Below are 11,267 nucleotides of genomic sequence, written 5' to 3' on the forward strand. Positions count from 1 at the left end.
ATCCTTCAGGGCATCTCCAGCCCGAACCTGGATGTTCCGCTCGCTGTAAAACTCACGATTCATCGAAAGTGACACTGAAAAATCGATTTCCATACCATCTTCTGTTTTGATAATGCCATTCGCCTGAAAATCCATGGATTCATATTCATAATGAGACTCATGGTAATCATAAATCAACCCGAAACCTGCACCTTCCCTGTCAGCCGGTGCCGCAGTGTCACCAACATCCGGTACCGGTTGAATATCCCGCACTATCGGATCGACAAGATCAAATTTCCGCCCTGTAAGACGTTCAACAAGTGATTTCAGAAGACGGACATTGAGATCCGATTCCATTTTCTCTTCTTCCGTCATTTCAAAATTGAGCGGATTAATATGGCGTCTTTTTACACCGCTCCTCCCAAGGGAAATCCTGTCACCTTTTCCCCGGCCATAATCATACAGACGGTGCTTTCCTCTACCTTTCCCAGTACCACGACTTTCCAGACCGGATTTATCCTTCCGGACTGTCAGGGATTCATTTTTTCTGTGCTGTTCTGTGAGAGTATGTTCGGAAAATAACTGTACAGCTGATGCGGCGATTTTCATAGCAGAGCCCTCCATGGCAGAAAAGTGAAAACAACTGACAACGCTCATCCGTGAACGCATAAAAAACACACTATCTGTATCGGTCCATTTCGAAGATTTGTTTACATCGAATTTCCAATGCCGTTAACTTCTGGACACCCCAGCTTTTTACGGGTTTTTCTCCGCGCAGGCAGGTAAAAGCAAACAATAGAACATGCAAAAACCTGTGGCAGATGAGCAATTACAGGTCAGAGGCAATAAAATCATAGAGTTGTTGTCCCTGTGGATAGTTCCAGATATCCCGCCAGGGAATCCAAGAAATCAGTTGCACGAGATTTTTCATTGCGATAGGATACTCGAATTTCAGCATGTATAACTCAATGTCGTTAACTTGTGCCTGTCCATAGTTGGTCTTTTTGCCCGATATCTGCGTTGCTCGAAAAATTTTATCCTCGGAGGTAAGCGTAGACTCCGATATCAATTATATGCCAGCGGTAAAATTTCCCGTGCGCCTTGATCTCGAACTAAAATCCTCATTTCTGGACAGAAACTTAAGGACGAAATGATCAAAAAAAATGAATTGCGGAAACAGGATTGTGCGTTTTTCCTCAATTATCCGGTGATACCATGAATACACTTCGAGTCGAAAAAATAGGGGGCACTACAATGTCCCGTTTCAATGAGGTTCTTCAAAACGTCATACTGAAAGATAAAAACGATATTTATAACAGGATATATGTCGTTTCCGCATATGCCGGTATTACCAACGATCTCCTTGAACACAAAAAAACAGGAACTCCAGGTATTTACCAGATATTTGAGCAGGGAGAAGAGTGTGAAACGGCAATGAACCGATTGAAGGAAAGACTCTGTGAACTGAACCGTAAATTTGCCGATATCGGCCTGGATATAAAATCAGCCGACCTCTTCATCTGTGAACGAATACGATTTGCACTCAATATTCTGAAATCAATGAATAATGTGCTTGCATCAGGCTATGTCAACCGCAATGAACTGCTGCTGGCCGCAAGGGAACTTCTGGCCTCCATCGGTGAAATGCACAGTGCCTTCAATACCGCAAACATCCTTCAGAACCTCGGGTACAATGCCACCTTCGTTGATCTGAGCGGCTGGAAAGACAGCAGAGAAAGAACAATCGATGAACGGATCCGCCATACATTCTCGAAACTCGATCCAAGCAGCACCATCTGTGTGGCAACGGGATACACCAAGGGAACGGAAGGTATCATGAGAGAGTTTGACAGGGGCTATTCCGAAGTCACTTTCTCAAAAATTGCCGTATTACTGGGTGCCAGCGAAGCAATCATCCACAAGGAATACCACCTCTGCAGTGGGGACCCTGCTATTATCGGTGAGGACAGGGTCCATCCGATCTGTAACACCAATTTTGATGTTGCAGATCAACTGGCCGACGTCGGCATGGAGGCAATTCATCCCAAAGCTTCAAAACCGCTGGAAACAGCCGGTATCTCCATCCGGGTCATGAATGCCTTTGATCCAAGCCACAGTGGTACACTGATGACCAAGGATTACATCTGCCCCCAGTCAAAAACAGAAGTTATCACCGGCTCAAATATTGTTACCTGCCTTGAAATTCACGACACTCACATGGTCGGCGAGGTCGGCTTTGATATGAAAATCATGCAGGTGCTGGAAAAACATAATGTCAGTTATATCAACAAGGCCACCAATGCCAACACCATAGGCATGATAATCTACGAAAAAGACTGTACACCTCAACTGGTAAAGGACATGCAGGAGCGGTTCGAACTGGTCACCACACAGAACGTGGCCATAGTCTGTGCCATCGGCTCAAATATCGCCAAACCCGGTATTCTCTCCAAAGCCACCAGGTCGCTTGCCGACGCCAATATCAACATTCTTACCGTCTCCCAGACATCCAGACAGACCAATATGCAGTTTACCATTAACCGTGAACACTTTGTCCCGGCCCAGCGGGCCCTGCATAAGGCACTTTGTGAGGAAAATAACACCGGAGTATCTTGAAAAATTTGAATTTTGCAAAGTGGCCGCAAACCTGAATCCGTAAATTCATTGGATAAAGCGAGGAGGGTGATTTTTGCAAACAAAACTGTTCTAATTATTGAGGGGTCAGTGTATTTTGTTGTTATGGTGGAAATTTTCAGTTACATACCCATAAATTCAGAAAATGGGGACATGCAAAATGAATGGACCAGCCGACTCTGCCTGGGACGGAACAGAACGGCGGAAAAAAAACCGCAGACAGGGTAATCGCCGGAAAAGCATGGAAAGAAGGTGTGACACCAGGGAAAACCGACGGAAACAGAAAAAAAATCTTCGCACCTGGGTACGCTCCCTGACAAACTCACGGCTTGGCGTCGACAGACGCAAAGGAAAAGACCAGCGGACTATCCATGACCAAAGGAACCCGTCACCCCGTTCAATGCTGACCAAGGAAGAACTGGCGGACCTCCTGGGGAAATAGATTTCCGACAATCACTTCGTAATTGCTCACAAATGCTACAGATTTTTCCAGGCTCTTCTTCGCTATCGCCAACCTATGCGGACAAAAGAGACCGTGAAAAGCTGCGGTACCTGCGAGCAATTATATCACTTCTCTTTTTGATCACTTTTCCCTTCACAATCCTCATCAACTGAACATCCTTCCTCCTTCTGCAGAAAGGGCAGATAACTATATCCTCCGTCTTCTGTTCCGGAAACAGTGCCATAATCAGTCTCACTCCCGCAGTTCTCCTGAAGATAACGGGTGATTCTACTTTCTCCCTCAAAAATCTGAATTTTTTCCTGCTCCCGGACAATGAGGACCGGAATTTCAGTGATATCTAAATTTTTGAGAAAATTGACATTCACAAGAGGATCATATTCCGGCAGGCGACTGCTGCCGGGAAAGGAAAAACGTTTTACCTTGTCAATAGGGTTGAAACGGATATTACAACTGCGCTTTTCACCCATGACAGCAATCACATTCTCACAATGGGGACAGGTCTCGGAAAAAAAGAGGTACAGGGACGGTTTACTTTTTTCTCCTGGAACCTGTGCACAGCTCCCTTCATCAAGAGAAACTCCGGCCGATGTGTTAAAATCAAGAGAAGACAGAGCAAGAAAAACAGAAAAGAAGAGAACTCCCCCCCCGACAACCTGCCTCACCCCACTCAAAACCGTCAAAAGAACAATGGCCGAACAGACAATAAGGCAATAGGAACAGAAAGTGGAAACAACCGTATACTGAAAAAAAACAAGAACACCCTCGGCGGCTATGCCTCCAAAGAGTACAAAACGCGCAAGGATATGGAACAATTCCCTTTTCTTTCGAACCTGCAGGAAACACCAGGACAGAAAGAGGAAATAAAGACAACCGGCAAGATTAAAATAAAAAGGCGACACCCGGGTAAAACTGTCCACCACGGCACAGCCGTCATTCAAACAGATACCCTTGTTGCCGAAGAGTATCAGGAGAGCCTGGGTTCCAGTCAGCAGCGCTGCAAGAAATGAAATTATTACTCTGACCATAACAGAATTGAAACTACCCAACTACTTAATAATTCTATATTTTTATTACATCTGGATTGAAATTATTCATAGCATCAATGATAAGAATATCATACAGTTTTGCAAGTTAGCCAAAGAAGAAAATCATACCTTTTTAAAAAATTCAGTTTCCAGACAGTTTCCTCCTCTTTTCTTGCATCTGTGCAACGCCCTGTCGGCCCTGGAGAGCATGGTATCCAGATCGTCCCCCTCGTGAAAAGAAGTAACTCCGCAACTCACAGTAATAAGATTCTCAGGATCATCAAGTTTGCTGCCCTTCCCGCCCAGATCTGCCATCCTGATCGCCTGCCTTATCCTCTCTGCCATTTTCATAACTCCATCCGTTTCCTGACAGCAGAGAACGGCAAACTCATCCCCTCCCCATCTGGCCAGGGTATCGGTGGGGCGGATATTTCTCTTGATGAGTTGAGCAACATTTCTCAGGACATTATCTCCGGCCAGGTGCCCGTTCTTATCATTTACATTTTTGAACCTGTCAAGATCCATCAGAATCAGACTGAATGGTTTTCTGCCGCGGGAATACGAATAAACCATATTTTCAAAATCTTTCTCCAGAGACCTTCTATTTGCTGCACTGGTCAATTCATCTGTCACTGCCAGTGTTTCCAGCTCCTCCTGGTACTTATTTATAGTACCGAGAGTTATCAGAACAACAAAAACAGAAGCCACCAGCCCAAGAATAATGGTGCGAATAAAATTTCGCCGGGCCGTAGACAGAACCCTGCTCTCATCCTGTTCAACCAGAAGAAACCAGGAAAATGAACTAATAAACCGCACAGTAAGAAAAACCGTCCTGCTCCCCCTTTCAAACTCGTAGTTTTTCGGTTCATTTCCTGTTGCAAGTATTTCTTCGGTTATCTTCCCGATTCCCTCCATATCGCCAATAAATACCTTTTCGATATAGCTTTCCTGCGGATGCACCATGATCTTCCCTTCGCGGTCTGTCAGATAAACAACCCTCTGGTATTTCTGCTTATATGCCCCAATGAGTTCAGAAACGTGTTCGACTTTCAGGCCGACTCCGGTCACACCAAGGAGTTTTCCTGCAGAATCGACAACTTTATAATTTATGAAGATCGTCAGAACATTGCCGGCTGCCTCATCACTATCGACATCAATGTCATATTCATGGTGCTGTGCTGCAAAATCATAGTACCAGACATCGTGGGAATCCAATGGTGAAACAGTTTTATGAATCCCGTTGTACCGGTAGTAGATTCCAGTATGGGCAGAAACAAAAAATGTGGTGAAAAAATCATATTTTTCTTTAATTCCTTTGAGATACATTATAACCTTCTCGACATCTTTTTCTCCACTGCTGACCCAGTCTTTTAAAAAATGGTCGGAAGCCATGGAGGATGAAACAAGCAGGGGCCGCATCATTTCTGAGGTCAGCTCAGAGTAGATATTATCCATGGTCAGGGGAAGATCATTCTGCAGAATTTCTGCCCGGACAGACGCTCTGGTTATCATATAGTTGATGGAGCTGATGCCGACGAAGGAACAGAACAGTATTGCCGCTATCAGAAAAAGCAGCCGATTGCGTGTTGATGGTTTTTTCATACCGATTATTTCTCAGCCTGATTTTTCATGGAACCGGACAGAGGCAACAATTGACAGAATATCGACGGGACACTAATATCTCTCCTGAATCCGTGGACTCTCACAGTTTATCACACCAGGGAAAATATCTCTATTTTCCACTTCGAAAATCCATAATGGCCAAATGGTTTCAAAATACGTATAAAACTCAGTCTGACACCTGCGAGCCTGGGGATGTGGCTGTTTTACCAGGCGTATTTCAAAAACCACATCATATTGGCTTGAAAAATCCATACTGACATTTTTCAATCAAATTCCTTATCAATTGAGATTTCCTGTGATTTTTGATCGCAGGCCAGCCTGGTAAAGCAGGCACATCACCAGGCCGGCTGAGTTTCATGGATAATCAGATAATGATTATTTTTTATAACACATTGTTTGAAGAATTTGCCAAAAACAGCAGAATAAATTATCTTGGTAAACTTTCATACTTTATTACAATTTTGGACAGTATTTATTCAACGTCGGTAACTCAGGGACAGGATGTAAATACATTTTTTCATTATCTTTGCCCTGCCGAATTGGCAATTTCACCGTATCCGGGGGCTCGCAGGCTTGCCTGTGTCTGTCCAGAAATGAGGATTTCTGTTCGAGATCAAGGCGCACGGGAAATTTTACCGCAGGCATCTAATTGATATCGGAGTCTACGCTTACCTCCGAGGATAAAATTTTTCGGCCAACGCAGATACTCAGTAAAAAGACCAACTATGGACAGGCACTTGCTTACCTGCTTCGTTATCATATGTTGAAGTATGCTGATACATCAGCGCTTTGAACCTCGCAAATACCCTGAATTTTACAATTGCAGAATTTATGCACAAATAAACCGGCCGATTGCAGGATACAGGTACTGAAACAATGACCAGAGTATTTTCCTTATTTTTCGCGATTGCCGTTCTTTTTACTGCATTCCTGCGCGCAACTTCGTGTACTGCTTCTGTATTCCCAGGAAAAACAGATGATTTCAACCTTTATTTATACAGTTCCGGACAGCCGATTTATTTTATTGTGGTGGAAAAATCATCCCAACGGCTCTTGCTGTTCAGCCAGGAAAGAACACTCAAACTTCTGAACAGATTCATCTGCGCCACAGGGGAAAACCCGGGAACAAAACTTGTCAGCGGTGATTCCCGCACCCCCGAAGGGATATATTTTATCACCCGTTACTATGAGGATAAAAAAATCACAGTCTTCGGCAGCCGTGCATTCCATCTTGATTACCCAAATATTTTTGATAAAAATGCCGGTCACAACGGTGACGGAATTTATATTCACGGAACCAACAGACAACTTCTTCCCTTCAGCACAAACGGATGTATTACCCTCAACAATGATGACCTTGATATTCTTGCGCCCTATCTCACCGTGGATACAATTCCTGTAGTAGTGGTGAACACATTGCATACACCGATAAGCAACCGAACTGTTGTTTTAACAGCACATGACGGTGTCCTGAAAGACATTTTGACACAGTTTTTCCCGGATATTGCTGACATTGACAGAAATCTGATTGAAACTCTGACTGTTTTTCGTAAAAAAGAGACAGCGATTGCAACTTTAAATTACTTCTCCTTTGATGGCGACCGTATACGATATAAGAACAGGAAAAAAATGTATCTCAGACGCGGCCACTCAACAAAATGGCGTACAGTGCATTCCATCCAGTCCCAGAATGGTATTCCTACTATCCTGGCGATCCATCCGCAAAAAACGAACCTTACGGAAAAAACATCTCCACGGACCTGGGTCCCGCAAACTGACGAGAAGGATGAAATTCTCAATTTCATCGAACAATGGCGAACAGCCTGGAGCCGCAAAAACATATCTTCATACATCAACTGCTACAGTCCCTCTTTTCGCAGCGGCAGACTGAACCTGGAAAAATGGCGAAAGAAAAAAGCCCTGCTGAACAGGAAATACGCATTTATCCACGTAACTCTTGATAATATAAAAATTAAATTAACAAAAAACGGTGCTGTTGTGACATTTGATCAAACATATATCTCTGACCAATACAAAACAGCCGGCAGAAAAACACTGCACCTGATCAGGAAAAATGATAAATGGCAGATCCAGCGAGAATATATGTAAATTTTGTGTATAAAAAGGCACCCCATGATATCCTTTATCCCATATAGATTTCCTGCAATATGCTCCCTGGTGGTCATAACATTTTTTTCCCTTTTTTCCCCACCCCAGCCCCAGGGATCACCCCTGCAGAGACAGCATAATGTGTACTTTGCCAACACCGAACATGAACTGCATGTGTTCAAGGTTTTCGGCAAAAAACCCGGTAAAACCATTATGCTCATCGGAGGAATCCAGGGAGATGAACCAGGGGGATATCTTGCTGCTGATCTCTATGCCGACATCAACCTGAAACAGGGGAATCTCATTGTTGTTCCCAGGGCAAACTTCTATTCCATTCTCCTCAATCAGCGGGACGGTCTCACCGGTGACATGAACCGCAAATTCGGCCAGAAAACCGCGGCAGAAAAAAATATGGAGCAGGAAATAGTCTCCATCCTGAAAAAACTCATCGGCCAGGCAGACTGCCTTATAAATCTCCACGAGGGTTCCGGTTACTATTCTCCTGTCTGGAAAAACGAAATGGAAAATCCCCAACGATTCGGACAGTCAATTATTTTTGATGCCGCCACCTATTTCGGAGAAAAAAAACAAAAGCTCATTAACCTGGAAAGCATTGCCCGAAGGGTACTTGAGAAAGTCAACCATCAGATTGAAAACAGGCGGTATCATTTCAGAGCCAACAATCATAATACCGTATCGGAAAAGACAACACACAGGGAACAGAGGCTTTCGGCGACCTATTACGCTCTCACCCAGGCCAATATTCCTGCTTTTGGTGTTGAAACCTCTAAATTTATCAAAAAGAATGAAGAAAAAGTTGCACTGCATAAACTTGTTGTCAACACCTTCATGGAGGAATTCGGTATTCTCCCTGAAACTCCCGGAGTCCATGTTGGCAAGACCGAACTCAGTTACGTCCTTGTAAAAATTAACAACGGGTATCCCTATGCCGTCAAAAACGGATCCAGCCTGCAGATTGAAAAAGGTGCCGAGGTTGTTGTCACTGATATCATAGCCAATTTTGACAGGGGACTTGCTGCGGATTTTGTCGGCATGGGAAGCTACAACGATACAAACATACCGTTCAGGATAGCCCTGCCGACAAAAGTCATTATCCGAAAAGACGCGGAAACCTGTGGATGGATTCAACTCACTGTAGCAACGGATAAAGACAACATGTTGCCCGGGTATTCATCCGGGAAAACAGAACACAACATTCAAAGCAGGGAACCTCCGGTCAGCGAGCTGCGGGCTGAAGAGGTAATCATTAATGTAAACGGCAATCTATTCCTTGTTAAAGAAGGTGAAGTGTTGCATATTCCAAAAGACAAACCGGTCATCATAAAAGGTATCAGAAGTAATATCAGCAGGCTGGACAGTATGATTTTTGCCAACCTGAAAGGTTTTGCACCACCAAAATCAATAAACGACGGGAATGATATCAACTTCCCCATTTTTCCGGATCAGGATCTCTGGGTGAGATATTCTGAAAACAAAAAAGGTATCAGGTATCCTATAAAGGCAACTTATAAAAACAAGGTAATTGGAACCTTCTGGCTTCACCTGGATAAACCTTCATCCCGTAAAAAAATAATGCAGTAAGGAGAACATGATGATTACTTATTTATACTGGATTGCCATTTTCATTCTCACCCTCGCACCTCTCTATTTTCTTGGCTTTAAGGCTGTCAAATGGAAAGCGGCTGTAATTGTTGCATCCATTATTCTGCTGGCCGGCTGGTCAACTTATTATTTCCGTCTGCAACAGGTTTTTGTGAAACGGTATGGTGGTGTTATGACAATTCGTGTCCCGGAAGGGCAGCATCATCTCGGGGCCACGTGGAAGGATGACAATCTATGGATCGAAAACTTCAACTCTGAAACAAACACATGTATTTTCAGTGAATATTCCAAAGGAAATCTTCTCCAGGGCCGAGTGACTATAAAAAATTGCAATCCATTGCTTCCCCGTCGGCCGGATGCTGTCCCTGGACAGTAGTTTTTCCTAGTTGACAATGATTACCATTGTTATTAATGTGAGTGTAAGCTGGCAGCCACAGTTCAATCCGACTTACTCTCACACAGGAGAAAAACATGAAAATATCTGTAGACAAAAATGTTGTTGAGATTACCCCGGAATCCCCGGAAGAAACCAGCGCCCTTGATGTTTTATGGAAAATAATAATAGACTGTTACGGCAACAATAAAAAACTGGTTCCCATGGGGCAGTTTATTCCCGGTGTTGACAAATTTGCCCGCTTCAACATTGAAGGTCCCAAGGAGTAGAATACCTTTTCAAGGTGCACATTGCTCTGTCAGAAATGAACAGGAAAAGCCTCTGACACCAATGGTATTCCCTCCCTTTTTCAAATACACAACATTCCTGTTTTCCCGGAATGTTGTGTAGCAGGTCACATGATTAACAGCCCTGTGACCGGTCACATTTCAAATGTCGTTTCCTGTTAACTATTCATATCTTTTTTCAAAAGTGCATTTTTTGCACTTTTGCCGCCAGACGGGCAAAAAACATTGCCCGTTTCTCGTCACTCTATCCATTTCTTTTTATAACAACCTGATAATACATAATTAATTTTTCTGGCATGTGTCTTGCTATTCTTCTTGTGAATCAACAGAGATGATTGATCACAAAACAGGATCTGTTCTGAAATATATGAACAGGAAATCCTGATTTTCCGGAGGTTTGAAATGCAAAACTCATTCGAAAATTTTGAAATTCACCCGATAGCTCTTGCCCCGTCACGCAAACGGATGGATCAGCGCAATATACTTGGCCACCTCATTGCCATAAACCACCAGGGAACCGGACAGGTCACCAGCATGGATGAAAGAGGTCTTTCTTTTGGCTGCCTCTACCAGCATCAGTTTCCAGACGAATGGCGGATGGACATCCTGGACTCCAAAGGCTGTCATATCAAGCAGCTGAAGGTGAGAAAAATATGGGAAGAAATCAACCCGGAAAGCAATTTTGAAGTTGAAATCGGTGTGGAATTTTCACAGATTTCTTCTTACCAGCAGGAAGGTCTGGATAATATTCTTTCAAACCTCCATTATTATGTTAACAGCAGAATGACTGTCACCTGACTATTTCAGATTTTACAAAAGTCTGAACTCCTGTAATCGGTTACAACAACTGATTCAGGCCAAACAACTCTCTCAATTGTCGGGCAAACATCTTATATATCTGCAGCAACAAATCTCTTCTCTCAGCATTATCCCTTCTCTCCCGGCACAGAAACTGTGCAACCTCCTACAAGAGCCCAATCAAAAGTTTGCCCGCTTTTTTTACAACCACTCACACAGGATCAACCTTTTCTCTTCCCACAACTGTCCCCCTCAAGCCCTTACGTTTTCAAAAAAAATTCTTCTAAATAACAAAAGAAATTTTTAAATTTGACCGGGCAACGCCCAGGTGG

At 43.6% G+C, this 11,267-nt stretch carries 10 protein-coding genes and 1 pseudogene; 8 read left to right on the forward strand and 3 right to left on the reverse strand.

The window, feature by feature from the left end; genetic code table 11:
- Window positions 1-588: pseudogene (locus ACXLDX_RS03520) on the reverse strand (hypothetical protein); the annotation flags it as partial.
- A gap of 606 nt (window positions 589-1,194) precedes the next feature.
- On the opposite strand from ACXLDX_RS03520, the gene ACXLDX_RS03525 reads away from it, so the two are divergent.
- Window positions 1,195-2,595: an aspartate kinase gene (locus tag ACXLDX_RS03525; protein WP_457575809.1), complete on the forward strand. Its 1,401-nt coding sequence runs from the start codon at window positions 1,195-1,197 to the stop codon at window positions 2,593-2,595.
- Between the two features lie 178 nt (window positions 2,596-2,773).
- A complete protein-coding gene (locus ACXLDX_RS03530) occupies window positions 2,774-3,055 on the forward strand; it encodes a hypothetical protein (RefSeq protein ID WP_457575810.1) in 282 nt (93 codons plus the stop codon).
- Window positions 3,056-3,180: 125 nt separating this feature from the next.
- Here ACXLDX_RS03530 and ACXLDX_RS03535 read toward each other — a convergent pair whose 3' ends face one another.
- Together ACXLDX_RS03535 and ACXLDX_RS03540 are read right to left on the reverse strand one after the other, a co-directional pair.
- Window positions 3,181-4,101 carry a hypothetical protein gene (locus ACXLDX_RS03535; protein WP_457575811.1) on the reverse strand — a complete coding sequence of 307 codons (921 nt, stop codon included), beginning with the start codon at window positions 4,099-4,101 and terminating at the stop codon, window positions 3,181-3,183.
- A 123-nt stretch (window positions 4,102-4,224) separates the two neighbouring features.
- Window positions 4,225-5,703, reverse strand: coding sequence for a sensor domain-containing diguanylate cyclase (locus ACXLDX_RS03540; protein WP_457575812.1), 1,479 nt, complete (start codon window positions 5,701-5,703; stop codon window positions 4,225-4,227).
- Between the two features lie 377 nt (window positions 5,704-6,080).
- Between ACXLDX_RS03540 and ACXLDX_RS03545 the strand changes: the two genes are divergently transcribed.
- The 6 genes from ACXLDX_RS03545 (at window position 6,081) to ACXLDX_RS03570 (ending at window position 10,935) form a co-directional block, all read left to right on the forward strand.
- Window positions 6,081-6,377 carry a hypothetical protein gene (locus tag ACXLDX_RS03545; protein WP_457575813.1) on the forward strand — a complete coding sequence of 99 codons (297 nt, stop codon included), beginning with the start codon at window positions 6,081-6,083 and terminating at the stop codon, window positions 6,375-6,377.
- A gap of 223 nt (window positions 6,378-6,600) precedes the next feature.
- Window positions 6,601-7,833: a L,D-transpeptidase family protein gene (locus tag ACXLDX_RS03550; RefSeq protein WP_457575814.1), complete on the forward strand. Its 1,233-nt coding sequence runs from the start codon at window positions 6,601-6,603 to the stop codon at window positions 7,831-7,833.
- A 24-nt stretch (window positions 7,834-7,857) separates the two neighbouring features.
- On the forward strand, window positions 7,858-9,435 hold the full coding sequence (locus ACXLDX_RS03555) for a M14/M99 family metallopeptidase (protein WP_457575815.1): 1,578 nt from the start codon (window positions 7,858-7,860) through the stop codon (window positions 9,433-9,435).
- A gap of 10 nt (window positions 9,436-9,445) precedes the next feature.
- Window positions 9,446-9,832: a hypothetical protein gene (locus tag ACXLDX_RS03560; RefSeq protein WP_457575816.1), complete on the forward strand. Its 387-nt coding sequence runs from the start codon at window positions 9,446-9,448 to the stop codon at window positions 9,830-9,832.
- A 95-nt stretch (window positions 9,833-9,927) separates the two neighbouring features.
- A complete protein-coding gene (locus ACXLDX_RS03565; RefSeq protein WP_457575817.1) occupies window positions 9,928-10,119 on the forward strand; it encodes a hypothetical protein in 192 nt (63 codons plus the stop codon).
- Window positions 10,120-10,539: 420 nt separating this feature from the next.
- Window positions 10,540-10,935 carry a hypothetical protein gene (locus ACXLDX_RS03570; protein WP_457575818.1) on the forward strand — a complete coding sequence of 132 codons (396 nt, stop codon included), beginning with the start codon at window positions 10,540-10,542 and terminating at the stop codon, window positions 10,933-10,935.
- Window positions 10,936-11,267 lie beyond the last annotated feature (332 nt).

This window comes from Desulfomarina sp., assembly GCF_054039375.1.

Bases quoted from the DNA above. Each gene is read 5' to 3' on its own strand.
- ACXLDX_RS03525 (WP_457575809.1), top strand. From the start codon at position 1,195: ATGAATACACTTCGAGTCGAAAAAATAGGGGGCACTACAATGTCCCGT.
- ACXLDX_RS03560 (WP_457575816.1), top strand. From the start codon at position 9,446: ATGATTACTTATTTATACTGGATTGCCATTTTCATTCTCACCCTCGCA.
- ACXLDX_RS03535 (WP_457575811.1), bottom strand. From the start codon at position 4,101: ATGGTCAGAGTAATAATTTCATTTCTTGCAGCGCTGCTGACTGGAACC.
- ACXLDX_RS03555 (WP_457575815.1), top strand. From the start codon at position 7,858: ATGATATCCTTTATCCCATATAGATTTCCTGCAATATGCTCCCTGGTG.
- ACXLDX_RS03570 (WP_457575818.1), top strand. From the start codon at position 10,540: ATGCAAAACTCATTCGAAAATTTTGAAATTCACCCGATAGCTCTTGCC.
- ACXLDX_RS03550 (WP_457575814.1), top strand. From the start codon at position 6,601: ATGACCAGAGTATTTTCCTTATTTTTCGCGATTGCCGTTCTTTTTACT.
- ACXLDX_RS03530 (WP_457575810.1), top strand. From the start codon at position 2,774: ATGAATGGACCAGCCGACTCTGCCTGGGACGGAACAGAACGGCGGAAA.
- ACXLDX_RS03540 (WP_457575812.1), bottom strand. From the start codon at position 5,703: ATGAAAAAACCATCAACACGCAATCGGCTGCTTTTTCTGATAGCGGCA.
- ACXLDX_RS03545 (WP_457575813.1), top strand. From the start codon at position 6,081: ATGGATAATCAGATAATGATTATTTTTTATAACACATTGTTTGAAGAA.
- ACXLDX_RS03565 (WP_457575817.1), top strand. From the start codon at position 9,928: ATGAAAATATCTGTAGACAAAAATGTTGTTGAGATTACCCCGGAATCC.